This is a genomic window from Pseudomonas sp. CF161, assembly GCF_000416215.1.
Lineage (GTDB): Bacteria > Pseudomonadota > Gammaproteobacteria > Pseudomonadales > Pseudomonadaceae > Aquipseudomonas.
In genome coordinates, this window is the sequence record NZ_ATLP01000060.1 from 162,324 (window position 1) to 184,941 (window position 22,618).

At 58.7% G+C, this 22,618-nt stretch carries 21 protein-coding genes and 3 tRNA genes; 8 read left to right on the forward strand and 16 right to left on the reverse strand.

Translation table 11 applies throughout. The features are described from left to right. The first annotated feature begins 69 nt into the window (after nt 1–69). Nucleotides 70–1,275 carry an MFS transporter gene (locus CF161_RS11865; protein WP_020296817.1) on the forward strand — a complete coding sequence of 402 codons (1,206 nt, stop codon included), beginning with the start codon at nt 70–72 and terminating at the stop codon, nt 1,273–1,275. Between the two features lie 63 nt (nt 1,276–1,338). Here CF161_RS11865 and CF161_RS11870 read toward each other — a convergent pair whose 3' ends face one another. From CF161_RS11870 to CF161_RS11915, 9 genes are all read right to left on the reverse strand, one after another. Beyond that, the gene (locus tag CF161_RS11870; RefSeq protein ID WP_020296818.1) at nt 1,339–3,210 is read right to left on the reverse strand and encodes a SurA N-terminal domain-containing protein; all 1,872 of its coding nucleotides are present in this window, start codon (nt 3,208–3,210) and stop codon (nt 1,339–1,341) included. Nucleotides 3,211–3,439: 229 nt separating this feature from the next. Beyond that, the gene (locus CF161_RS32215) at nt 3,440–3,769 is read right to left on the reverse strand and encodes an HU family DNA-binding protein (RefSeq protein ID WP_020296819.1); all 330 of its coding nucleotides are present in this window, start codon (nt 3,767–3,769) and stop codon (nt 3,440–3,442) included. Between the two features lie 94 nt (nt 3,770–3,863). Next, a complete protein-coding gene (gene lon / locus CF161_RS11885; RefSeq protein WP_020296820.1) occupies nt 3,864–6,260 on the reverse strand; it encodes an endopeptidase La in 2,397 nt (798 codons plus the stop codon). Between the two features lie 160 nt (nt 6,261–6,420). Continuing rightward, nucleotides 6,421–7,704 carry an ATP-dependent Clp protease ATP-binding subunit ClpX gene (gene clpX / locus CF161_RS11890; protein ID WP_020296821.1) on the reverse strand — a complete coding sequence of 428 codons (1,284 nt, stop codon included), beginning with the start codon at nt 7,702–7,704 and terminating at the stop codon, nt 6,421–6,423. A 106-nt stretch (nt 7,705–7,810) separates the two neighbouring features. Continuing rightward, nucleotides 7,811–8,452, reverse strand: coding sequence for an ATP-dependent Clp endopeptidase proteolytic subunit ClpP (clpP, locus tag CF161_RS11895; protein WP_016965272.1), 642 nt, complete (start codon nt 8,450–8,452; stop codon nt 7,811–7,813). Nucleotides 8,453–8,545: 93 nt separating this feature from the next. Beyond that, on the reverse strand, nt 8,546–9,856 hold the full coding sequence (gene tig / locus CF161_RS11900; RefSeq protein WP_020296822.1) for a trigger factor: 1,311 nt from the start codon (nt 9,854–9,856) through the stop codon (nt 8,546–8,548). A 420-nt stretch (nt 9,857–10,276) separates the two neighbouring features. After that, nucleotides 10,277–10,361, reverse strand: a tRNA-Leu gene (locus CF161_RS11905). A gap of 57 nt (nt 10,362–10,418) precedes the next feature. Continuing rightward, nucleotides 10,419–10,494, reverse strand: a tRNA-His gene (locus tag CF161_RS11910). Nucleotides 10,495–10,534: 40 nt separating this feature from the next. Further along, nucleotides 10,535–10,611, reverse strand: a tRNA-Arg gene (locus CF161_RS11915). Between the two features lie 280 nt (nt 10,612–10,891). Between CF161_RS11915 and folD the strand changes: the two genes are divergently transcribed. Then, nucleotides 10,892–11,746 carry a bifunctional methylenetetrahydrofolate dehydrogenase/methenyltetrahydrofolate cyclohydrolase FolD gene (folD, locus tag CF161_RS11920; RefSeq protein ID WP_020296823.1) on the forward strand — a complete coding sequence of 285 codons (855 nt, stop codon included), beginning with the start codon at nt 10,892–10,894 and terminating at the stop codon, nt 11,744–11,746. Nucleotides 11,747–11,821: 75 nt separating this feature from the next. On the opposite strand, the gene CF161_RS11925 is transcribed toward folD, so the two are convergent. After that, nucleotides 11,822–12,382, reverse strand: a complete 561-nt coding sequence (locus tag CF161_RS11925) for a hypothetical protein (protein ID WP_043229204.1) — start codon at nt 12,380–12,382, stop codon at nt 11,822–11,824. 271 nt (nt 12,383–12,653) lie between these two features. On the opposite strand from CF161_RS11925, the gene pbpG reads away from it, so the two are divergent. After that, nucleotides 12,654–13,592, forward strand: coding sequence for a D-alanyl-D-alanine endopeptidase (pbpG, locus tag CF161_RS11930; protein WP_020296825.1), 939 nt, complete (start codon nt 12,654–12,656; stop codon nt 13,590–13,592). A gap of 54 nt (nt 13,593–13,646) precedes the next feature. Here pbpG and CF161_RS11935 read toward each other — a convergent pair whose 3' ends face one another. Next, on the reverse strand, nt 13,647–14,375 hold the full coding sequence (locus CF161_RS11935; RefSeq protein ID WP_177326771.1) for a PA2778 family cysteine peptidase: 729 nt from the start codon (nt 14,373–14,375) through the stop codon (nt 13,647–13,649). A gap of 167 nt (nt 14,376–14,542) precedes the next feature. Here CF161_RS11935 and CF161_RS33140 point away from each other — a divergent pair, with 167 nt between their 5' ends. Next, a complete protein-coding gene (locus CF161_RS33140; RefSeq protein ID WP_177326772.1) occupies nt 14,543–14,710 on the forward strand; it encodes a hypothetical protein in 168 nt (55 codons plus the stop codon). Nucleotides 14,711–14,779: 69 nt separating this feature from the next. Here CF161_RS33140 and CF161_RS11940 read toward each other — a convergent pair whose 3' ends face one another. Both CF161_RS11940 and CF161_RS11945 read right to left on the reverse strand, forming a co-directional pair. Continuing rightward, complete coding sequence (locus tag CF161_RS11940) at nt 14,780–15,526, reverse strand: TerC family protein (protein WP_020296827.1); 747 nt, start codon at nt 15,524–15,526, stop codon at nt 14,780–14,782. Nucleotides 15,527–15,556: 30 nt separating this feature from the next. After that, nucleotides 15,557–15,808 (reverse strand): hypothetical protein, encoded by a 252-nt coding sequence (locus tag CF161_RS11945; RefSeq protein ID WP_020296828.1) that lies wholly within the window; start codon nt 15,806–15,808, stop codon nt 15,557–15,559. 133 nt (nt 15,809–15,941) lie between these two features. On the opposite strand from CF161_RS11945, the gene nhaR reads away from it, so the two are divergent. Continuing rightward, nucleotides 15,942–16,847, forward strand: coding sequence for a transcriptional activator NhaR (gene nhaR, locus CF161_RS11950; RefSeq protein WP_020296829.1), 906 nt, complete (start codon nt 15,942–15,944; stop codon nt 16,845–16,847). Between the two features lie 4 nt (nt 16,848–16,851). On the opposite strand, the gene CF161_RS11955 is transcribed toward nhaR, so the two are convergent. Continuing rightward, a complete protein-coding gene (locus CF161_RS11955; protein WP_020296830.1) occupies nt 16,852–18,006 on the reverse strand; it encodes an MFS transporter in 1,155 nt (384 codons plus the stop codon). A 319-nt stretch (nt 18,007–18,325) separates the two neighbouring features. Between CF161_RS11955 and sstT the strand changes: the two genes are divergently transcribed. Continuing rightward, the gene (gene sstT / locus CF161_RS11960) at nt 18,326–19,558 is read left to right on the forward strand and encodes a serine/threonine transporter SstT (protein ID WP_020296831.1); all 1,233 of its coding nucleotides are present in this window, start codon (nt 18,326–18,328) and stop codon (nt 19,556–19,558) included. Between the two features lie 90 nt (nt 19,559–19,648). Here the strand turns inward: sstT and CF161_RS11965 are convergent, their stop codons facing one another. Continuing rightward, nucleotides 19,649–20,158, reverse strand: a complete 510-nt coding sequence (locus CF161_RS11965) for a DUF1993 family protein (RefSeq protein WP_020296832.1) — start codon at nt 20,156–20,158, stop codon at nt 19,649–19,651. A gap of 128 nt (nt 20,159–20,286) precedes the next feature. Between CF161_RS11965 and CF161_RS11970 the strand changes: the two genes are divergently transcribed. Next, complete coding sequence (locus CF161_RS11970) at nt 20,287–20,937, forward strand: YceH family protein (protein WP_020296833.1); 651 nt, start codon at nt 20,287–20,289, stop codon at nt 20,935–20,937. 76 nt (nt 20,938–21,013) lie between these two features. On the opposite strand, the gene CF161_RS11975 is transcribed toward CF161_RS11970, so the two are convergent. Next, the gene (locus CF161_RS11975) at nt 21,014–21,844 is read right to left on the reverse strand and encodes a shikimate 5-dehydrogenase (protein WP_020296834.1); all 831 of its coding nucleotides are present in this window, start codon (nt 21,842–21,844) and stop codon (nt 21,014–21,016) included. A 254-nt stretch (nt 21,845–22,098) separates the two neighbouring features. On the opposite strand from CF161_RS11975, the gene CF161_RS11980 reads away from it, so the two are divergent. Next, on the forward strand, nt 22,099–22,452 hold the full coding sequence (locus CF161_RS11980; protein ID WP_043229212.1) for a hypothetical protein: 354 nt from the start codon (nt 22,099–22,101) through the stop codon (nt 22,450–22,452). The last annotated feature ends 166 nt before the right edge of the window (nt 22,453–22,618 follow it).

Below are 22,618 nucleotides of genomic sequence, written 5' to 3' on the forward strand. Positions count from 1 at the left end.
ATTTTTCTAATAGGCACAGCGCCCTACTCTCAAGCCCGCACTTCTGCATACTCCACCGGGCCTGAAACCATGACCGAATCCCTTGTCACCGCCGACCTGCTGGACACCGAGTCCAAACGTTGCGAACGACTCCCCATCAGCGGCTTGCTGGCGCTGGCCACCGCCGGCTTCATCACCATCCTGACCGAGGCCCTACCGGCCGGATTACTGCCGCAGATGAGCCTGGACCTCAAGGTGTCCCAGGCTCTGGTCGGCCAGTTGGTGACCTTTTACGCCCTCGGCTCGCTGCTGGCGGCAATCCCCCTGGTGCTGCTGACCCAAGGCTGGCGCCGTCGCCCGCTACTGCTGACGGCGATCGGTGGTTTTGCCGTGGTCAACAGCGTCACCGCCCTGTCGGATAATTACACCCTGACCCTGATCGCCCGGCTGTTTGCCGGGGTGTTCGCCGGGTTGCTCTGGGCCTTGCTGGCCGGCTACGCCAGCCGCATGGTGGCACCACGTCTGCAAGGTCGGGCGATTGCCGTGGCCATGCTCGGCGCGCCGCTGGCGTTGTCCCTGGGTATTCCAGCAGGCACCCTGCTCGGCAATGTCCTGGGTTGGCGCTTGAGCTTTGCCATCATGACCCTGCTGACCCTGGTGCTGATCGGCTGGGTGCGCTTTCAGGTGCCGGACTTTCCCGGGCAACGCGCAGAAAAACGCCTGTCGCTGACCCGGGTATTTACCTTGCCCGGGATAAGACCGGTGCTGTTCGTGACCTTTGCCTTTGTCCTCGGCCACAACATTCTCTACACCTACATCGCACCGTTTCTGCAGGCGGCCGGTATCGCCGGGCAGATCGAACGGGTACTGCTGGTGTTTGGATTGGCGGCCGTGGCGGGCATCTGGGGCGTGGGCCTGCTGATCGACCGCTGGGCTCGGCAACTGGTGCTGATCAGTTGCAGCCTGTTTATCCTGTGTGCGCTGATTCTGGCCTTCTACAGCCAGTTGCCCCTGGCCATTTACACCGCTGTGGCGATCTGGGGCGTGTCATTTGGCGGGCTACCGACCTTGCTGCAAACAGCCCTGGCGAAAACCGCCGGGGATTCGGCAGACGCCGCTCAGTCGATGCTGGTGACCGTGTGGAACCTGGCCATCGCCGGCGGTGGACTGGCAGGTGCGGTGCTGCTGGAAGGCCCGGGGGTCGCAACGTTCTCCTGGGTGATCATCGGCCTGCTGCTGATGTCGCTATGGGTCACCGCGAACGCCAGGCGCCACGGTTTCCCTGCCCTGGGCTAAAAAAAAGACCCCGTCCTTGCGGACGGGGTCTTTTAGTGTTGCTTCAGTGCCGCAGTACAGTCATCAGTAACGCTTGATGTCTGCCTGGCTCTCCAGCTGCTTGCGGTAGGCGGCAAAGTCTTGCTGCCCCACACGCGATGCCAGGAAGCGACGGTACTGAGCCTTCTCTTCTTCAGTCGGCGCAGCCGCCTCGTTCACCCCGTTCAACTGCAGGATCACCAGGCTGCCATCTGGCAGGGTCACGCTGCTGAAGGTCGGCTTGTCCTTGGCTTCAGGCTTGCTCATGCGGAACAACGCCTGAAGCACAGTAGGCTCAACCCCTTCCTGGCCACGGGTAACCGCTTCGCTGACTTTCCAGCTCTGGCCATCCACCGGCTTGTTCAACGGCGTCTTGCCATCGCGCAGGCTGGCGATCAAGGCTTCGGCCTTGGTCTTGGCGGCAGCACTGGCGTGCTCCTTGGCCAATTGGGTACGGATGCTGCCGGCAACGCTTTCCAGCGGCAGTTGCTCAGGCTTGCGGTGTTCCTTGGCGCGCAGGACCACTACGGTTTCCGGGTCGAGCTCAATGGCGGTGCTGTTGGCACCTTCATCAAGCACTTCCGGGCTGAAAGCAGCCTGGATCACGTTGCGATTGGCCGCGATACCGTCACCGCCTTCACGGCTGAATGGCGCGGAGGTGTGCACGGTCAGCTTCAGTTCCTGAGCCGGTTGGGCCAGGTCCGAGGCTTCGAACGACGAGTCTTCCAATTGCTTGGTGGCCTCGACAAAACGCTGCTCGACCTGCTGGGTTTTCAGCTCGCGGGTCAGCTTGTCTTTGAGGCTGGCGAAGCTTGGAACTTCCGGAGCTTCAACACCCAGCAACTTGATCAAGTGGAAACCGAACGAGGTGCGCACCGGTGCCGACACCTGATCCTTGGCCAGCGCGTACAACGCCTGCTCGAAGACCGGGTCATAGACGCCAGGGCCGGCGTAACCCAGGTCACCGCCATTGCTGGCCGAGCCCGGATCCTGGGAAAACTCCTTGGCCAGAGCCTCGAAGCTTTCACCCTTGGCCAGACGTGCCTGGATCTCTTCGATCTTGGCTTTGGCCTGGGCCTCGTTCACCTTGTCGTTGACTTCGATCAGGATGTGCGCGCCGCGACGCTGCTCAGCCAGGTTCGAGGTTTCTTTCTGATACTGCGCCTGCAGATCTTCATCCTTGACCGTGACCTGATCGAAGAAAGCGGATTTCTTCAGTTCCAGGTAATCGATCACGACTTGATCCGGAGTCATGAACTCCTTGGCGCGTTCGTCGTAGTAAGCCTTGACTTCGTCGTCAGTCACTTTGACCGCGGAAGGGTCAGCCTTGACGGTCAGGGAAGCGAAATCACGGGTCTGTTTTTCCAGACGCGCGAATGCCAGTACCTGGGCATCGGTGACAAAACCGCTGCCCGCGAGACCTGCACGTACCTGGCCGATCAGCATTTCCTGAGCCAGCATCTGACGGAATTGCAGGCGGCTATAGCCCAGTTGACGAATCACCTGGTCGAAACGCTCAGGGCTGAACTTGCCATCTACCTGGAATTCAGGTGTTTGCAGGATCACTTGATCCAGTGCGGCTTCAGAGAAAGCGAACTTGGAATTTTCGGCGCCTTGCAGCAGCAGCTTGCGGTCGATCAGCCCTTTCAAGGCAGCCTCGCGCAGCATTTTTTCGTCAAGCAAGGAAGCATCGAAATCTTTGCCCAGCTGTTGCATCAGCTGGCGACGTTGCATGTCGACCGCTTGGCTCAGCTCGCTCTGAGTGATTTCCTCACCGTTGACCTTGGCCGCGTCCTGGCTGGTGGTAGTGGCTTTGAAAATGGCATCGAAACCGGTAAGGGCCATCAATGCGACGATGACCCCGATAATGGTCTTGGCAATCCAGCCTTGTGAATTGTCCCTGATATTCTGCAGCATGCGTCCCCCAGAAACGGTCGTACTTCAAATTAAGCAACCGTGGAGCGTGGGTAGAGTCCGGATAGAAGAAAGGCGCATCCGAGGATGCGCCTTCTCGTAACTGGCGGAGCGGTCGGAGGCTCGAACCTGCGACCCCCGGCGTGAGCCGATATTCTAACCGGCTGGCTAACCGCTCCGCGGCCAGATCGGGAATGACCCCGACCCGGGTGGGTAAAGGCTTGAACGAAGCTTAGTTAACGGCTTCTTTCAGAGCTTTACCGGCTTTGAAACCTGGTTTTTTAGCTGCAGCGATTTCCAGCGTCTTACCGGTCTGAGGGTTACGACCAATGCGAGCAGGACGATCGGTAACAGAGAAAGTACCGAAACCAACCAGTACCACAGAGTCGCCGGCCTTGAGAGCGCCAGTGACGGATTCGATCACAGCGTCCAGCGCACGGCCAGCAGCAGCTTTCGGGATATCAGCAGATGCAGCGATAGCATCAATCAGTTCCGACTTGTTCACTCTAAGTCCCCTTATATATCTATTTGAGTATGATTCTAAGTTTTTTGGTGAAAGCAAAAACGAGTGCTGAATGGCCTACAGACACTTAAGAGCCGCTTTATAACAAGGGCTCTAAAAAGCTGTCAAGGAAGCCCATCAGGCTAATGCGTACTTAATGCGTACTAATTCTTTCCTTAGAGTCAGAGTCGCGTTTTTCATCCTTTGCAACTATCTCGGGAGCTACATCCGGCAAGGGCTCCGGCGCGTATTGCAGCGCAATTTGCAGGACCTCGTCAATCCATTTAACCGGTTTAATCTGTAGATCCTGCTTGATATTGTCAGGAATTTCTTTCAAATCGCGAACATTCTCTTCAGGAATGATCACGGTTTTGATTCCACCGCGGTGAGCCGCAAGCAATTTCTCTTTCAAGCCACCGATGGCCAATACCTGACCACGCAAGGTGATTTCACCGGTCATGGCTACATCCGCACGCACCGGAATCCCGGTCAGCGCCGAAACCAGCGCCGTGCACATGCCTACGCCAGCGCTAGGACCGTCTTTTGGCGTCGCCCCTTCCGGCATATGGATGTGGGTGTCGCGCTTCTCGTGGAAGTCCAGAGGAATCCCCAGGCTTTTGGCCCGGCTGCGCACTACCGTCAGTGCTGCAGTGATCGATTCGACCATCACATCGCCCAGGGAGCCGGTCTTGATCAACTGACCTTTGCCCGGGACCACAGCCGCTTCGATGGTGAGCAACTCACCGCCGACTTGGGTCCAGGCCAGACCTGTCACCTGACCAATCTGATCCTGCTGCTCGGCCAGGCCGTAGCGGAATTTGCGTACGCCCAGGAAGTGCTCCAGCAACTCGGAAGTGACCTTCACCGAGAAGCGTTTTTCCATGGCGTGCTCTTTCACCGCTTTGCGGCAAACCTTGGCAATCTGACGCTCAAGACCCCGTACACCGGCTTCGCGGGTGTAGTAGCGGATGATGTCGCGGATCGATTCATTGTCGAATTCCAGCTCGCCTTTTTTCAGGCCGTTAGCCTGGATCTGCTTGGGCGACAGGTACTTGACCGCGATGTTGATCTTCTCGTCCTCGGTGTAGCCGGGCAGACGAATCACCTCCATCCGGTCCAGCAACGCTGGCGGAATATTCATCGAGTTGGAGGTGCACAGGAACATCACATCGGACAGGTCGTAATCGACTTCCAGATAATGGTCGTTGAAATTGTGGTTCTGCTCCGGATCGAGCACTTCCAGCAATGCCGAAGCTGGATCGCCGCGCATATCACTGCCCATCTTGTCGATTTCATCGAGCAGGAACAGTGGGTTGCGCACCCCAACTTTTGTCATCTTTTGAATCAATCTTCCCGGCATCGAACCGATGTAAGTGCGTCGATGACCGCGAATTTCTGCTTCGTCACGCACGCCACCCAGGGCCATGCGCACAAATTTGCGGTTGGTGGCATGGGCGATCGACTCCGCCAGGGAGGTTTTACCCACCCCAGGAGGACCCACCAGGCACAGTACCGGACCGCGAATCTTCTTCACCCGCTTTTGCACGGCGAGGTATTCAAGAATGCGTTCTTTGACTTCTTCAAGGCCGTAGTGATCGGCGTCGAGAATGTCTTCTGCGCGCGCCAGATCGAGGCGCACCTTGCTCTGGGCTTTCCAAGGCACCTGGACCAGCCAGTCGATATAGGAACGCACCACGGTCGCTTCAGCCGACATGGGCGACATTTGCTTGAGCTTGTTCAGCTCTGCCTGAGCCTTGGTCAGAGCATCCTTTGGCAAACCGGCAGCATCGATGCGCTTTTTCAGCTCTTCGATTTCGTTGTGACCTTCGTCACCGTCGCCCAGCTCTTTCTGAATGGCCTTCATCTGCTCATTCAGGTAGTACTCGCGCTGGCTGCGCTCCATTTGCTTTTTGACACGACCGCGAATGCGTTTTTCAACTTGCAGCAGGTCGATCTCGGCATCCAGCAAAGCCAGCACGTGCTCGACACGGGCCGACAAATCGATGATCTCGAGGATTTCCTGCTTCTGCTCGATCTTCAACGCCATGTGCGCAGCCATGGTGTCTACCAGGCGGCTTGGCTCATCGATGCTGTTCAGGGACGACAGCACCTCGGCAGGGACTTTCTTGCCCAACTGCACGTACTGCTCGAACTGAGCCAGCAGGCTGCGGACAAAGACCTCCGATTCGCGCTCGGGAGCGTCGACTTCGTCGATCAGGGAAACTTCGGCACGGCAGTGGCCGTCCACTTCGCTGAAGCGTTCGACAGCGCCACGTTGCTCGCCTTCAACTAGCACTTTGACAGTGCCATCAGGCAGCTTGAGCAACTGCAGAACAGTGGCGATGGTACCTACGCGATAGAGTGCATCTTCACCGGGATCGTCATCAGCAGGGTTTTTCTGAGCTAACAGAAGAATCTGCTTGTCGCCCGTCATCGCGGCCTCGAGGGCTTCGATAGACTTCTCGCGCCCCACGAACAGCGGGATAACCATGTGCGGATAAACCACGACATCACGCAATGGCAAGAGAGGCAATTCGATGGTTGTCTTCATGATTTCGCCTCTACGGCGGCCATAAGGCCGTAAACAGATGGAAGTAAGCTTGAAACCAAGATGGGGGCTGCTTTGAAAAAAAACAAGCTCAAAGACAGCACTTTGACAGTAAAAACAAAGGGGCCCGAAGGCCCCCTCTTTTTAAGCAGCAGTGCGACGCTTACGCGTCTGGCGCCACCTTGGCTGCCGGCTCACTGTTCTCATAGATGTACAGTGGCTTGGACTTGCCTTCAATAACGCTCTCGTCGATCACTACTTTACTCACCTCGGACTGCGAGGGGATTTCATACATAGTGTCGAGCAGTACACCTTCCAGAATCGAGCGCAAACCACGAGCACCGGTCTTGCGCTCAAGGGCGCGTTTGGCGACCGACTTGAGTGCATCGGTACGGAACTCCAGGTCTACACCTTCCATCTCGAACAGCTTGGCGTACTGTTTGGTCAGGGCGTTTTTCGGCTCGGTGAGGATCTGAATCAAAGCAGCCTCATCCAGCTCGTCCAACGTCGCCAGAACCGGCAGACGACCGACGAATTCCGGGATCAGACCGAACTTGACCAAATCGTCAGGCTCGACTTCACGCAGGGACTCGCCCACCTTCTTGCCTTCCTCTTTGCTGCGAACTTCGGCGTTGAAGCCGATGCCGCCGCGAGTGGAACGGCTCTGAATAACCTTTTCCAGACCGGAGAACGCACCACCACAGATAAACAGGATGTTGCGCGTATCGACCTGAAGGAACTCTTGTTGCGGATGCTTGCGGCCGCCCTGTGGCGGAACGGAAGCAACAGTACCTTCAATCAGCTTCAGCAATGCTTGCTGCACGCCTTCACCGGAAACATCCCGGGTGATCGAAGGGTTATCAGATTTGCGCGAAATCTTGTCGATCTCATCGATGTAGACGATACCCATCTGGGCTTTCTCTACGTCGTAATCGCATTTCTGCAGCAACTTCTGAATGATGTTCTCGACATCCTCACCTACGTAACCCGCCTCAGTGAGGGTGGTCGCGTCGGCAATGGTGAAGGGTACGTTCAGCAGGCGCGCCAGGGTCTCTGCCAGCAGAGTCTTACCCGAGCCTGTAGGGCCGATCAGCAAGATGTTGCTCTTGCCAAGTTCGACGTCGTCATTCTTTTTGTCACGCTGATTCAAGCGCTTGTAGTGGTTATACACCGCTACCGCGAGAACCTTTTTCGCACGCTCCTGACCGATTACATACTGATCAAGGATGCCGCTGATTTCTTTAGGCGAAGGCAATTTATGCGCGCTGCTTTCAGCCTGTGCTTCCTGCACCTCCTCACGGATGATGTCATTGCACAGGTCGACGCACTCGTCGCAGATAAAGACCGAGGGGCCGGCAATCAATTTGCGCACTTCATGCTGGCTTTTGCCACAGAAGGAGCAATAGAGCAGTTTGCCGTTGTCCTCGCCGTTGCGGGTGTCAGTCATTCGATCGATCCAAATCCGATAGGCTTGCAACACAAGATGAAGGCAATTGCGGGCTTTTTCAAGCCCGCAGGTGGCCAGTTACCCCAACCACCGACATTTGAGTTGCTTAGGCAGGCATTTGACGCTTGTTGATCACGGAGTCGATCAGGCCGTATTCCGCCGCACGCTCTGCGCTCATGAAGTTGTCACGTTCGGTATCGCGCTCGATGGTTTCCAGGCTCTGGCCAGTGTGATGAGCCAGCAGCGAGTTCAGACGCGAACGGATATGGAGAATTTCCTTGGCATGGATGTCGATATCCGACGCCTGACCCTGGAAACCGCCCAACGGCTGGTGAATCATCATCCGCGAGTTAGGCAGGCAATGGCGCTTGCCCGCAGCGCCGCCGGCGAGCAGGAAAGCACCCATGCTGCAGGCCTGGCCGATGCAGATGGTGGAAACGTCGGGCTTGATGAACTGCATGGTGTCGTAGATCGACATGCCTGCAGTCACCGAACCACCTGGTGAGTTGATGTAAAGATGGATGTCCTTGTCCGGGTTTTCCGCTTCAAGGAAGAGCAGTTGTGCCGCCACCAGGTTGGCCATGTAATCCTCTACCGGACCAATCAGGAAGATCACTCGCTCCTTGAGAAGGCGCGAATAGATGTCATAGGCGCGTTCGCCACGGGCGGACTGCTCGATAACCATCGGGACCAGGCCGCCTGCGGCCTGGATGTCAGAGCTCTGCTGATAATAAGAATTGCGGGACATGTCCTGCAGTCACTCCCAAATAGTCATGTCTTGAATACGCATAAGCCAGCGCGAAGGCTGGCTTATGGTGTGTATTTTCGAACGAGTAAAAAATCAGTCGGCTTGTGGTGCTTCTACCGGCTTGACCGCTTCTTCGTAAGAGACCGATTTGTCGGTCACGCTAGCTTTCTGCAGAACAGTATCCACAACTTGCTCTTCCAGCACAACCGAACGGACTTCGTTCAGTTGCTGGTCGTTCTTGTAGTACCAAGACACAACCTGCTCAGGCTCCTGGTAGGCCGAGGCCATTTCCTGGATCAGCTCGCGAACACGATCTTCGTCTGGCTTGAGGTCGAACTGCTTGACCACTTCAGCCACGATCAGGCCCAGCACAACGCGGCGCTTGGCTTGCTCTTCGAACAGCTCGGCCGGCAACTGGTCAGGCTTGATGTTGCCACCGAACTGCTGAACGGCTTGTACGCGCAGGCGGTTGACTTCGTTATCCAGCAGCGCCTTAGGCACTTCGATCGGGTTCGCTTCCAGCAGACCGTCCATGACCTGGTTCTTGATCTTGGATTTGATCGCCTGACGCAGTTCACGCTCCATGTTCTTGCGAACTTCGGCGCGGAAACCTTCCAGACCGCTTTCCTTGATACCGAACTGAGCGAAGAACTCTTCAGTCAGCTCTGGCAGCTTAGGCTCGGACACAGTGTTGACGGTAACGGTGAACTCAGCAGCTTTGCCAGCCAGGTCCAGGTTCTGGTAGTCCTCAGGGAAGGTCAGATTCAGAACACGTTCTTCACCGGCTTTGGCGCCAACCAGGCCATCTTCGAAGCCAGGAATCATGCGGCCGGAGCCCAGAACCAGCTGAGTGCCTTTGGCGGAACCACCAGCGAATACTTCGCCGTCAACCTTGCCAACGAAATCGATGTTCAGTTGATCTTCGTTCTGTGCGGCACGATCGACCGACTCAAAACGAATGTTCTGCTTGCGCAGGATTTCCAGCATGTTGTCCAGATCGGCATCAGCCACGTCAGCGCTCAGACGCTCAACGGCGATGGACTCGAAACCGGCAACGGTGAACTCAGGGAATACTTCGAACGTTGCGACGTATTCCAGATCCTTGCCCTTCTCCAGCACTTTAGGCTCGACCGAAGGTGCGCCAGCCGGATTCAGCTTCTGCTCAACCACAGCTTCGTAGAAGGAAGCCTGGATCACATCACCCACCGCTTCTTGACGCGCATCAGCTTCATAACGCTGACGGATAACGCTCATTGGAACCTTGCCAGGACGGAAGCCTGCAATTTTGGCCTTTTGGGCAGTCTGCTGCAGACGCTTGTTGACCTGGCTCTCAATACGCTCGGCCGGCACGGTGATGCTCATGCGGCGCTCAAGAGCAGAAGTATTTTCAACAGAAACTTGCATGGATATTCCTCGTTGCACAGACGTTAGCCGGCCGTTTCCGACCCCAGAATCAAGGGCATGCATTCTAGTGGGTCAAACTCAAGAAGTCACCCTACTGAAAACGGGTAAAAAACAGCTGGCAATTTAAAGGCGGGGACAAACGGTTGAGCCTCACCCACAGAGCAAATACAGCGAATCAAACCAGCGCCTCTAAACCGTCCCTCTATATATAGAAGAGACCAGTCGTCAGCCGCCTGGCCGCCAGACCTCGATGGCCCGACAGATCAACCCGAACATCCAGTGACAAAAAAAGACGAACACTTCGCCAACTCATTCAGCCCACTACCGGCAGCCGCACTGAAAACCCGAACTTCTGAAACGAAAACGGCGCAGCCCTTTTCAGGTGCTGCGCCGTTATCTGCTATTAAATAGCTACTTAATTGGTGCGGACGAAGAGACTCGAACTCTTACACCTTGCGGCGCTGGAACCTAAATCCAGTGTGTCTACCAATTCCACCACGTCCGCGTATCAAGCCTTTAAAGCAAAGGCGCCAGACTATTAATCTGGCGCCTTTTCGAAATATGGGGTGGACGATGGGGATCGAACCCACGACAACAGGAGTCACAATCCTGTGCTCTACCAACTGAGCTACGCCCACCATATTGCGTTGTTGCGTTACTTGTGCCAAAGCTGCCTAATGGCGCACCCGGCAGGACTCGAACCTGCGACCATCCGCTTAGAAGGCGGATGCTCTATCCAGCTGAGCTACGGGCGCCTTATTAATCTGTATTCTTTAACGATTACAAACTAAGTGCTTTCAGTCGTTGTGAGCTAACCATCAACTCTGCCCGACCTTCTTAACCAGTGCTAGGCTGTGCCCGACAAGTGCGACGAATGTTATAGGTGGTCGCTAAGGTCGTCAACTCTTTTTTGAAAAAAATTCATTTAATTAAAGGGGTTAGGGGAATTTGCTGACCAAGCGCCTTTGCCCTCACGTCCCGACATGCGAGAATACGTTCTCTTTTTCTCTCCCTCTCGATGGTTAATCACGCGTCATGACTGCACAACTAATCGACGGCAAAGCGATCGCCGCTAGCCTGCGCCAGCAGATCGCCAAACGTGTCGCCGAGCGTCGCCAGCAAGGCTTGCGTACCCCCGGCCTCGCGGTGATTCTGGTCGGCAGCGACCCAGCGTCTCAGGTTTATGTCTCGCACAAGCGTAAAGACTGTGAAGAGGTCGGCTTTCTTTCCCAAGCCTATGACCTGCCCTCCGACACCACCCAAGACGATCTGGCCAGCCTGATCGATCGCCTTAATGATGACCCGAACATTGATGGCGTTCTGCTGCAATTGCCTTTGCCCGAACATCTCGATGCCTCCAAATTGCTGGAACGCATTCGCCCGGATAAAGATGTGGATGGTTTCCATCCTTATAACGTCGGTCGCCTGGCACAGCGCATTCCACTGCTGCGCCCCTGCACCCCCAAAGGCATCATGACCCTGCTGGAAAGCACCGGAGTCGATCTTTACGGCCTGGATGCAGTCGTGGTCGGCGCATCCAATATTGTCGGGCGCCCGATGGCCATGGAGCTGTTGCTCGCGGGCTGCACCGTGACCGTCACCCATCGCTTCACCAAGGACCTGGCAGGCCACGTTGGCCGCGCCGACCTGGTGGTGGTTGCCGCCGGCAAGCCGGGGCTGGTCAAAGGTGAGTGGATCAAGCCAGGCGCCATCGTTATCGACGTGGGCATCAACCGCCAGGGCGACGGCAAGCTGGTGGGCGATGTGGTCTACGAGACCGCCCTGCCCCGCGCCGGCTGGATCACCCCCGTACCGGGTGGCGTTGGGCCGATGACCCGTGCCTGCCTGCTGGAGAACACGCTGTACGCGGCGGAAACCCTGCATAGCTAAACCGGGAAGTGCATCCGTTCCGCTAACAAAGAACCCCGCCATTGGCGGGGTTCTTTGTTTATGGCGTATGCCGGACTAACCACGCTCCGCCAGCGCCGCGCTGACCTGGGCGCGATACGCCACTTTCTGCAGGCGTTTCTCCAGGTCGAGCATCACCACCCGATCACTTCGCCCGCTTTCCAGCTCATCGGCCAGGGTTTGGGCCAGGTGGCGCAGGTCATGGATGATGACAATCCGTTCATCGTTCACGTCGTGTTTGTGAGACTCGAACACGCGGTGCAGAAAATCCTCGATATTGCGCTGACAACGATGACGATCAGTGGCCCGCAAATGCGCCAGGTTGGCTCCAATGCGCCCCAACAACTCCAGCAACTCCAACGTGAAGTAGTGCAGGCGTCGGCCATACCCCACATTGTGCTCACGCAGTTGAGCGCGTTGCGCAGCAAACTCCTGCCGCCGTTGAATGGCGGGAACGGCAATGGCCACCATCAAACCCACTATCAGACCGACTGCCTGGATCCAGCCATACCAGTCAGCCGACTTGGGAAAAAACGCGAACGCCAGCAACAGCACCGCCACCATTCCTGCCCACACCACCATGGGCAGATATTCTCTGCTTATAAAGCTTTTCGGCATTGCCTGACTCCCGTTTATTCCAGGGTGATATGCAGCAAAAAAGGCGATGCTAATCCCAGCCCGAGTGGCGCACCATGTTTATTAAGTACCCGTCCGGATACCAAAGCGCCATCACTCGAAAAACACCTGTTTCTTCTTAGTTCTTAGGAGGTTTCATCGACCACTGGAAGAACAATCGACAGTTCTTCAGCCATACTCATAAAATGTAACGTTTTTTCGAAAACGACCCGTTGCCAAACGGCATACCCATACTTTTTTCGAGTCCGCCCGCGTGAAAATTCGTCTTTCTATCCTGAGCCTATTTTTTGCTGTTACAGGCACCTTCATCACGCAGACCGTCGTTGCCGGCGAAACCACCGCCGCGCCCCGAGACACTTCACAGCTGCATATCGCTTCGGGTAGCGCCCTGCTGCTCGACCTGCAGACCAACAAAGTCATTTATTCCAGCAACCCGGACGTGGTGGTGCCCATTGCCTCGGTGACCAAGCTGATGACCGGCCTCATCGTGCTGGAAGGCAAACAGTCGATGGATGAATACATTTCGGTGTCGATCAGCGACACCCCGGAGATGAAAGGCGTGTTCTCCCGGGTCAAGCTCAACAGTGAGCTGAGCCGCCGCGACATGCTGCTGATCGCCCTGATGTCCTCGGAAAACCGCGCCGCCGCGAGCCTGGCCCATCATTACCCGGGCGGTTACGCGGCATTTATTGCGGCGATGAACGCCAAGGCCAAGGCATTGGGCATGACCAGCACCCACTATGTGGAACCCACCGGGCTGTCGATTCATAACGTGTCCACGGCTCGCGACCTGAGCAAGCTGCTGCTGGCCGCGCGCAAGTACCCGATGCTCAGCGAGTTGAGCACCACCAAGGAAAAAACCGTGGCCTTCCGCAAACCCAACTACACCCTGGGTTTTCATAACACCGACCACCTGGTGAACAAGGCCAACTGGGACATCAAACTGACCAAGACCGGCTTTACCAATCAGGCTGGCCATTGCCTGGTGCTGGTCACCAGCATGGGCAATCGCCCGGTTGCGCTGGTGATTCTCGATGCCTTTGGCAAATACACCCACTTCGCCGATGCCAGCCGCATCCGCAACTGGGTCGAGACCGGTAAAAGCGGTTCGGTGCCGGATGCGGCCCTGCGCTACAAGGCCGACAAGAACCTCAAGGACCGCCAGAGCGGCGTCGCCCAGCGCAGCCAGTAAATCCTGCCTAAATGAAAACGGCGCCCCAGGGCGCCGTTTTCACATCTGCTCAGATCAGTTGCCAATGGCCTTGACCGCCTTGGCGGCTGCCTGTTCCTGACCGGCCTGGGCCAGCTCATCCGCCGCCCGCAACCAGCGCTGGCGATCGACCTTGGCGGGCACTTGGTTCGGCGCCTGGATCAACACCGCCCAACTCCCGGCACTTTTCCAGGCTGACTCGAACGAACTGAAGCTCATCAGCATCCGTCGATTCTGCCCCGCACGCAGCAACACCGTCTGCTTGTCGCGGTTGTAGCCGGCCAACACCGCGTAACGCGGCTGCGACCAGAACGACGAACCTTCGGTAAAGCGCAGCATCACCGGAAAACCGGCGGCCACCTGGGTCAGCAAGGTTGGCAGGTTGTCGTCCAGGGGGTAGACCAGCATCCCGTACTCACGGGCGAGTTTCTGCATGTTCTGCTGCAACTGCGCCTCGGCGCCCGGCAGATGCAAAGGCTTGTCGAGCAGCCCCGGAGTGATCACCACACCTTGCTGGGACAGCATGCTGGCCAGTGCTCCGGGGCCACTTTGATAGATCTCGCCTCGAAAGAACGGCACGCTGCTGAGTTCGACCCGTTCGGGCAGGCGCTGGATCTCCGGCTGCACACCCGTGGCACAACCCGCCAGGCTCAGGACACAGGCGCTGGCCAGCAACGCCGTTCGAACTCGAGGAAATACCCGCACCATCTTCGCTCTCTTGATCAGACGCCGGCCTGACAGTCTTCCGGCTGGGGGCCTGATCATAGGGCGCTCTGGCTCGGCGGTATAGCGTTAGGTCGCAGTTAATGGCCGGCGATAGAGCGAAGCAGTCGATCACTCTCGACTATTGGTCAATTGTTTGAAACACGGCAGCGACTAGACTGTCCATTGCAAAGAGTGTGTGCCCTGGACAGGGCAAAGAGGAGGCACTTATGAGCCTGACAACGACGATTTTCCTGATGATCTGTGGCTGGCTGGCCGTCGCCGGCGCCATGCTCTGGGGGGTGTTGCGGATCACCCGCCGGCATCACCACCCTCTCCCTCCGCCAACCCCGGCAAAAGCCAGCAAACCGGCGCCACGTCCCGCGACCGCACACTGAGTCATTCACCCGGCAAAAAAAACCGCCTGCATTCTTTCGAAGGCAGGCGGCCAAATGTCACGCAATCAATCAGGCATCGAGTTCGCGCTTCTGCCGCGCCCGTCGCGCCAGCATGTTCAGGCTCTCGATCGCCGCCGAGAACGCCATCGCGGCATACACATAACCTTTTGGCACGTGGGCACCGAAGCCTTCGGCGATCAGGGTCATGCCGATCATGATCAGGAAGCCCAGGGCCAGCATCACCACGGTCGGGTTGTCGTTGATGAACTTGGCCAGCGGCTCGGCGGCCAGCAACATCACCAGAACCGAGACCACCACCGCGATGATCATGATCGGCAAATGCTCGGTCATGCCAACGGCGGTAATGATGCTGTCGATGGAAAACACCATGTCCAGCAACAGGATCTGGCCGATCGCAGCGGCAAAGCCGATGGACACACCCGCAGTAGCCTTATCGTCGTGCTGGGCCTGCGGGTCCATGCTGTGATGGATCTCGGTCGTGGCCTTCCACAGCAGGAACAAGCCACCTGCGATCAGGATCATGTCCTTCCAGGAGAACACCTGGCCAAACACGTCGATCACCGGCTCGGTCAACTGCACGATAAAGGCGATGGTGCTGAGCAACGCCAGGCGCAGGATCAGGGCCATGCCGATGCCAATGCGTCGTGCCTTGGCTCGATGCTGCTCGGGCAATTTGTTGGTCAGGATCGAGATAAAGATCAGGTTATCGATGCCAAGCACGATTTCCATCACCACCAGGGTCGCCAGGGCGATCCAGGCGGTGGGGCTGGCGGCGAGTTGTAAAAGGTATTCCATGGGCAATCCTGGCTCTGTGGTACGAAAGGGTTAGATTTCCTGCGACGACGGCTCTTTATTCTTGCTGTCGTCAGCGGGTTTTTCCTGTTTGCTGATCAAGCCACCGGTGGCGTCGCTGATGGCCTGCTCGGCCGCCTTGTGGGTGTCATCAATCGCTTGCTTGGCCGATTCGGCAGCCTTGCCCATCAATTGCTGGGCACTTTTTTCTGCTTGATCGCAGCCAGTCAGGCCCACTAATGCCAGCGCCAGCAGGGCTGCGGCGCCGATGTTTTGAAATTTCATGGTGTTTCCCTCGATAGAACAGACGGGCCCAAGCGGCAGGCCGTCGATAGCGGGGGATTCTAAAGAGCTGGATACTTCAGGAAAATTCGTATTTTTTGCAGTTATAATTCGGTTTTTACGAAGTGAGGTCGCCATGCTCAATTATCGTCAGCTGCATTACTTCTGGGTCGTGGCCAAGACCGGCAGCATCGTGCGCGCCTGCGAGCAGCTCAACCTCACGCCGCAAACCATCAGCGGTCAGATTAGCCTGCTGGAGCAAACCTATGGCATCGAGTTGTTTCGCCGGGTCGGACGCCAGCTGGAACTCACCGAAGCCGGGCGACAGACCCTGCCTTATGCCGAACAGATGTTTCAGCTGGGGGGTGAATTGGAAGCCATGCTCCGCGCCCAGCCCAATGAGCAGCAGATCCAGTTCCGGGTGGGGGTGGCCGATGTGGTGCCCAAATCCATCGTCTACCGGCTGATCGCGCCCACCATGGAATTGAGCGAGCCGATCCGCATCACCTGCCGCGAAGACAAACTCGAACGGCTGCTGGCCGACCTGGCCATCCAGCGCCTGGACCTGGTGATTTCCGACAGTCCGATGCCGTCGCACCTCGACATCAAGGGCTACAGCCAGAAGTTGGGCGAGTGCGGCATCAGTTTTTTCGCCACTGCCAACCTGGCCCAGGCCTACGGCCAGGATTTCCCCCACAGCCTGCACGGCGCGCCGATGTTGATACCCGGGCAGGAAACCGTGGTCCGCAGCCGTTTGCTGCGCTGGTTCGCCGAACAGCAGATTCAGCCGCGAATCATCGGTGAGTTCGACGACAGCGCGCTGATGCAGGCCTTCGGCCAATCCGGCAGCGGGATTTTCATCGCCCCCAGCGTGATTGCCGATGAAGTGAAGCGCCAATACGGCGTGGAACTGATCGGCCAGACCGATGCAGTGACCGAGTCGTTCTATGCCATTTCCGTGGAGCGCAAGGTCAAGCACCCGGGGATTGTCGCGATTACCGAGGGCGCGCGCCGCGAGCTGTTCACCGCCCTGCCCGCCTGAGGTTTCAGGCGCAGGCGCTGCGCGGCTTGGCGCCCATCAGCAGCAAGGCCAGGACAATCGACACCAGGATAAACCCGGCAGCAGCGAAGCCCAGGCTGCCCAGGCCCAGGGTATCGATCACCCGACCACCGACCATGGCTCCCAGGCCGATCCCGAGGTTGGCCCCGGCAATGTTCAGGGACGCGGCAAAGGCCGGCGCCTCGGGCGCGGCTTTCATCAGCCGCACATGGCTGACCAGAAACAACGCCGCCTGGGTCACGCCCCAGATACCCATGGCCGCCGCCAGCCCCAACGTCGAATGGATAGCCGGCACCAGGGCCACCATGCCGCCGATCATAAAGGCGCAGAACACCATCGACGCCATCAGCGGATGCCGGTCCACGGCCCGTCCGCCCAAGGAATTGCCGATCAACCCGACCGCGCCAAAGCCCATCAGGCACCAGCCCACCACGGTGCCGTTGAACCCGGCCAGGCGCTCAAGGATGTCGGCGAGGTAGGTGTAGGCGGTGAACATGCCGCTGAACACCAGGATCGACAGCAGCACATGCCCCTGCATCAGCGGGCTGCGCAGGATCTTGAACTGCGACCCCAGGCTGACCTGCTGCTTATGCAGATTGGTCCTGGGCAGGTAGATAAACAGCAGCAAGGCCTTGGCGAACGCCACCACCGCCAGGATCGCAAAGGCGCTGCGCCAGCCGAAGGCATCGGAAATCAGGGTCCCCACCGGAATCCCGAAAACCGTGGCGCACACAATGCCGAAACCAATCTTAGCGATGGCACGCCCGGCGTAGTCCGGGCCGACAATGCCGACTGCGGTTTCACTGGCCAGGGCCCAGAACACCGGCAACCCCAGCGCCGGGATCAACCGGGCCACAGCCATGACCCCGATATTCGGCGCCAGCGCCGCCAGGGTATTGGCCAGGCCGAACATCACCAGCACCGTCACAAACAGGCGCTTGCGTTCGAAACGGGCGAAATAGGCGGTGAGAAACGGCCCGAATGCGGCCACGGTGAAGGCGAACAGCGTCACCAGCAGGCCGGCCTGGGGCACGCTGACCTCCAGATCCCGGGCGATCGACGGCAGCAGACCGACGATGATGAACTCCGTGGTCAGCACGGTAAAACCCGCGGCCGACAACAGCAGGATGGGCAACAGCATGAATAACTCCAGAAACGACAACGCCAGCGCCAGCCCGAGGGCCCACTGAGGGGATATGAAAAAAGGATGGCGAATATTAACAGAATGTTTTCGCCGCCGCTGAAGCGCGGGCTGTGCGGCAGATCGTCATACACCTCCGGGGAACCGCCGGCGCTGTGATAAAGTCCGCCCCCTTAAAAAAACCGGCACGGTCATCGTCTACCCTCGGTGATCCACCGCAAAGCGTTGCCGCCGCGCACAGCGGGCAATCCTCGAGACAGTCTGCCGCGTCTATTACTGTCGCCCTGTCCAATACCTCAAAAAAAACAGAGATACCGTTATGACTGCTTCGCCCCCTTCGCTTCTGCAAAAACTCAAGGGCATCAGCCTGGTCACGCAGATCATTATCGGCTTGCTGGCCGGGATCGCCCTGGCGCTGTTGGTGCCCGAGGTGGCCAAGTCCACCGCCTTTATCGGCAAGGTGTTTGTCGCTGCGCTCAAGGCCGTGGCGCCGATCCTGGTGTTCGTACTGGTAATGGCCTCCATCGCCAACCACAAACATGGGCAGCAGACCCATATCCGGCCGATCCTGGTGCTGTACCTGCTGGGCACCTTCGCCGCCGCCGTGGTCGCGGTGATCGCCAGCAGCCTGTTCCCGTCGGCGCTGGTGCTGTCCACCCACGACGTCGCCATCAGCGCCCCCGGTGGCATCGGCGAGGTCCTGCAAAGCCTGCTGCTGAGCGTGGTCGAGAACCCGGTCAGTGCGCTGATGAATGCCAACTTCATCGGCATCCTGGCCTGGGCCATCGGCATGGGCGTCGCCATTCGCCATGCCGGCGAGACCACCCGCACCGTGCTCGGCGACCTGTCCAACGGCGTGACCCTGATCGTGCAGGTGGTGATCCGCTTCGCCCCGCTGGGGATTTTCGGCCTGGTGGCCTCGACCCTGGCCACCTCCGGTTTCGGTGCGCTGCTGGGCTATCTGCACCTGCTGGCGGTGCTGATCGGCTGCATGCTGTTTGTGGCCCTGGTGATGAACCCGGCCATCGTCTACTGGAAAATCCGCCGCAACCCCTTCCCGCTGGTGCTGATGTGCCTGCGCGAAAGCGGGATTACCGCGTTTTTCACCCGCAGTTCGGCGGCCAACATTCCGGTCAACCTGGAACTGAGCAAACGCCTGGGCCTGCATGAAGACACCTATTCGGTATCGATCCCCCTGGGCGCCACCATCAACATGGCCGGCGCGGCGATCACCATCACCGTGCTGACCCTGGCGGCGGTGCACACCCTGGGCATCAGCGTCGACCTGCCGACTGCGGTGCTGCTCAGCGTGGTCGCGGCGATCTGTGCCTGCGGCGCTTCGGGCGTGGCCGGTGGCTCGCTGTTGCTGATCCCCCTGGCATGCAGCCTGTTCGGCATCCCCAGCGAGATCGCGATGCAGGTGGTGGCGGTCGGCTTCATCATCGGCGTGCTCCAGGACTCGGCGGAAACCGCCCTCAACTCCTCCACCGACGTGCTGTTCACCGCAGCTGCCTGCATAGCCCAGGACGAGCCGGTACAACCGACAGCCTGAACTGCACCGCCTTTGACGCGGCCCTGAACGCCGCGCACAAAAAAGCCCGGCAAGGCTCACACCTTGCCGGGCTTTTTGCAGCCTGGGGGCTTAGAAAGCGCCCATGTAGTCGCGCTTGCCGACTTCAACACCGTTGTGACGCAGCAAGGCGTAGGCGGTGGTGACGTGGAAGAAGAACTGCGGCAGGCCGTAGGTCAGCAGGTAGGACTGGCCGCTGAAGCGCTTCTCTTTCGGGGTGCCAGGGCGAGTGATGATTTCGATGCCTTCCTTGCCATCGATCTGCGCTGGCTGGATCCCGTCGATAAAGGCCAGGACCTTGGCGATCAGGGCTTGCAGGTCGGCGAAGGTGACTTCGCTGTCGTCGTACTTGGGCAGCTCGACCTCGGCCAGGCGGGCGCTGACGCCTTTGGCGAAGTCCACGGCGATCTGCACCTGGCGAACCAGGGGAAACATGTCCGGGTACAGGCGGGCCTGCAGGAAGGCATTGGCGTCGATGTTCTTCGCCGTGGCATGGGCTTCGGCCTTGTTCAGCACATCGCTCAGGGCAGTGAGCATTTGCTTGAAGACGGGAACGGAGGCGGCGTACAGGGAAATAGTCATGACAGTCTCGACATGGGTGGCAGAATACAGCGTGGCGCGATTATAGACATCCTTGCGCTCGGCGGGCGGCTTGTCTTTTCTCGCGCAAGGATTAGGCTAGTCGCCTTCCATAGCATAGGGAAAGCGCGATGAGCACTGAGCAAGAGACCTCCGTTGATGAACTGCGGCTCAACAGTACGGAAATCCGTATTCTTGGCTCCTTGATCGAAAAACAGGCCACCAGCCCGGAAACCTATCCCCTGACCCTCAATGCCCTGGTGCTCGCCTGCAACCAGAAAACCAGTCGCGAACCGGTGATGAACCTGAGCCAGGGCCAGGTCGGGCAAAGCCTGCGCGCGCTTGAAGGCCGAGGCTTTACCCGGCTGGTGATGGGCAGCCGCGCCGATCGCTGGGAGCATCGCGTGGACAAGGCCCTGGAGCTGGTGCCGGCCCAGGTGGTGTTAAGCGGCCTGTTGTTTCTGCGTGGCCCGCAAACCGTCAACGAACTGCTGACCCGCAGCGGGCGCATGCATGATTTCGAAGACGCCGAGCAGGTGGTGCATCAGCTGGAGCGCCTGATTGCCCGGGGCCTGGCGCTGCTGATTCCGCGCCAGGCGGGGCAACGCGAAGACCGCTATATGCACGCCCTGGGGGATCCGGCGGATATCGAGGCGATTCTGGCCGCACGCCAGAATCCGGTTGAGCGCAGCAGCGGCAGCGGTGTATCCGCCGAACGCATCGAAGAACTCGAAGCCCGCATCGCCGCCCTCGAAGAGCGCCTGGCAAAACTCGAAGGCTGACCCCTCCTCCCCGACAGCGCCTACATCCTGTAGCCGCTGCCGAGGCACGAGGCTGTGGCCCTATCGGCCCATCCCATTACCTGACCTCCTGCTCCCGCGCAAATGCCACCGCTTGCTGGAATTGCGCTTCGCTCGGACGTACGCCGGTGTACAGCACGAATTGCTCCAGGGCCTGGATCGCAATCACTTCCAGACCGGTGATCACGTGCTTGCCTTCGGCCCTGGCGCGCAGGATCAATGGAGTCTCCGCCGGGATCGCCACCACATCGAACACGGTCTGCGCCTCGGCGATCGCTTCGGCCGGGAACGCCAGTTGGTCGGCTTCGGCACCGCCGGCCATGCCGATCGGCGTGACGTTGATCAGCATCTGCGCCCGCACATCACCCAGCTCGGCCTGCCACTGATACCCCAGGGAGTCCGCCAGCGCGCGCCCGGCGCTCTGGTTGCGCGCAACGATAATGCCGTTGCTGTAGCCGCCATCGCGCAAGGCGCTGGCCACCGCCTTGGCCATGCCGCCGCTGCCGCGCAAGACAAAACTGGAGGCCTGGGGCACCTGATGCGCGGCCAGCAATTGGGCAATGGCGATGTAGTCGGTGTTGTAGGCCTTTAGGTGGCCATTGGTGTTGACGATGGTGTTGATCGAGGCGATGGCCTGCGCCGACGCGTCCAGTTCATCCACCAACTCGATACTCTCCTCCTTGAACGGCATCGACACGCCGCAACCGCGAATCCCCAAGGCCCGGATCCCGCCAATAGCCCCGGGCAGGTCCTGGCTGCTGAAGGCCTTGTAGTAAAAATTCAGGCCCAGCTGTTGATACAGGTGGTTATGAAAGCGCAGGCCGAAGTTCCCCGGACGCCCTGACAATGACATGCACAACTGAGTGTCTTTGTTGGGGTTCATTTGCATGTGAATCTCCTCGCAAGGCACTTTCGGATAGACGGATTAACCCGTCGTACGCCTTGTGCCTGATCATATCGACGCCAAGTTTGAAGGTGGCATTACCGCCCAGGGATGACGGTAAAGAAGCCGGTACAGACCTTACACAATATTTACTCAGCGGCTGTGCAGTTTTTGCCAAAACCGCTGTCTTAGAAGTATCCCCGCGACAGTCCTTGAGTCTATTGCAGACCACGAGCCCGGGGTTGAACCGAGGAACTACCATGATTTCCAGAATCCCCAAGATAGCCTTGCTCATTGGTGCACTCGCTGTCGCTGGCCAAGCCTCCGCTCATGGCGGCAATTGGGCCGGGCCGGCCGTGTTGGGTGCTGTCGTAGGTGCTGCGGTAATGGGCTCCGTCATGTCCAACCAGGAACGTCCGGTGTACGTGCAACAGCAACCGGTGTACGTCCAACCACAGCCGGTGTATGCCGCACCGCCTCCGGTCTACTACCAGCCGCAACCGGTGTATGTCGAAGCAGCGCCGGTCTACTACCGCCCGGCACCGGTGTACTACGGCCCGCCCCGTGGCTACTACGGCCCGCCTCGCCACTACTACGGCCCTGGCCGCTGGTAAGCAGCCCGCTCCACCCTGACAGGCCCCGCCCCCAAAGCGGGGCTTGTTGCATTTGGCCATCATCCAAATGTCTGAATATCTCAATCTCAGGTCGCTGACGGAACAGTAATTGCCTGTAAATCCGGCAATAGTAAGGCCGTCACCGCGCACCCATGGTGCGCCCGAC

Bases quoted from the DNA above. Each gene is read 5' to 3' on its own strand.
- CF161_RS11865 (WP_020296817.1), top strand. From the start codon at position 70: ATGACCGAATCCCTTGTCACCGCCGACCTGCTGGACACCGAGTCCAAA.
- CF161_RS11870 (WP_020296818.1), bottom strand. From the start codon at position 3,210: ATGCTGCAGAATATCAGGGACAATTCACAAGGCTGGATTGCCAAGACC.
- lon (WP_020296820.1), bottom strand. From the start codon at position 6,260: ATGAAGACAACCATCGAATTGCCTCTCTTGCCATTGCGTGATGTCGTG.
- clpX (WP_020296821.1), bottom strand. From the start codon at position 7,704: ATGACTGACACCCGCAACGGCGAGGACAACGGCAAACTGCTCTATTGC.
- clpP (WP_016965272.1), bottom strand. From the start codon at position 8,452: ATGTCCCGCAATTCTTATTATCAGCAGAGCTCTGACATCCAGGCCGCA.
- tig (WP_020296822.1), bottom strand. From the start codon at position 9,856: ATGCAAGTTTCTGTTGAAAATACTTCTGCTCTTGAGCGCCGCATGAGC.
- folD (WP_020296823.1), top strand. From the start codon at position 10,892: ATGACTGCACAACTAATCGACGGCAAAGCGATCGCCGCTAGCCTGCGC.
- CF161_RS11925 (WP_043229204.1), bottom strand. From the start codon at position 12,382: ATGCCGAAAAGCTTTATAAGCAGAGAATATCTGCCCATGGTGGTGTGG.
- CF161_RS11935 (WP_177326771.1), bottom strand. From the start codon at position 14,375: ATGATCAGGCCCCCAGCCGGAAGACTGTCAGGCCGGCGTCTGATCAAG.
- CF161_RS33140 (WP_177326772.1), top strand. From the start codon at position 14,543: ATGAGCCTGACAACGACGATTTTCCTGATGATCTGTGGCTGGCTGGCC.
- CF161_RS11940 (WP_020296827.1), bottom strand. From the start codon at position 15,526: ATGGAATACCTTTTACAACTCGCCGCCAGCCCCACCGCCTGGATCGCC.
- CF161_RS11945 (WP_020296828.1), bottom strand. From the start codon at position 15,808: ATGAAATTTCAAAACATCGGCGCCGCAGCCCTGCTGGCGCTGGCATTA.
- nhaR (WP_020296829.1), top strand. From the start codon at position 15,942: ATGCTCAATTATCGTCAGCTGCATTACTTCTGGGTCGTGGCCAAGACC.
- CF161_RS11955 (WP_020296830.1), bottom strand. From the start codon at position 18,006: ATGCTGTTGCCCATCCTGCTGTTGTCGGCCGCGGGTTTTACCGTGCTG.
- sstT (WP_020296831.1), top strand. From the start codon at position 18,326: ATGACTGCTTCGCCCCCTTCGCTTCTGCAAAAACTCAAGGGCATCAGC.
- CF161_RS11965 (WP_020296832.1), bottom strand. From the start codon at position 20,158: ATGACTATTTCCCTGTACGCCGCCTCCGTTCCCGTCTTCAAGCAAATG.
- CF161_RS11970 (WP_020296833.1), top strand. From the start codon at position 20,287: ATGAGCACTGAGCAAGAGACCTCCGTTGATGAACTGCGGCTCAACAGT.
- CF161_RS11975 (WP_020296834.1), bottom strand. From the start codon at position 21,844: ATGCAAATGAACCCCAACAAAGACACTCAGTTGTGCATGTCATTGTCA.
- CF161_RS11980 (WP_043229212.1), top strand. From the start codon at position 22,099: ATGATTTCCAGAATCCCCAAGATAGCCTTGCTCATTGGTGCACTCGCT.